At 57.2% G+C, this 416-nt stretch carries 1 protein-coding gene; it reads right to left on the reverse strand.

The window, feature by feature from the left end; all coding sequences use genetic code 11:
* Positions 1-110: 110 nt before the first annotated feature.
* The coding region (locus ACYP5B_RS45440; RefSeq protein ID WP_459573959.1) for a transposase at positions 111-416 on the reverse strand (306 nt) is incomplete at its 5' end.

A 416-nucleotide genomic window follows, 5' to 3' on the forward strand; every position in this document is an offset into this window, starting at 1 on the left:
CTTCCCGCTCTATGGTTGATGTGCCGCCTATTTTTCACAATCCGGAAGCTGCGCGTCATTTCATCGATTTTTTGATGATTTGGCGCCCGTTTCTGGGCTCATTACCGCGATTACTGCAACTGCGGACGGATTTGTCCCAGCGAGCGCATGCGCACCAAGTTGTACGCGGCCATGCTCAACACAAACATCTGGTCAACTTTCTTCAGTCCGCGCACCATCACCTGACGCATGCGCCCCACGGTCTTGGCCCAGCCAAAGCCTTGTTCGATCAGCTTGCGCTTCTGCTGCGAAATGGCATAACCCCCGCTGCAGGCGATCTCATCCGGAACCGCCGAGCGTCGCCCGGAGGTGTTTTGCGCCACGTGGGGCGTGACCCTCATCTCAAGGCAAGCCTCAATGAACTCGGCCGCGTCATA

This window comes from Cupriavidus sp. 8B, assembly GCF_054589115.1.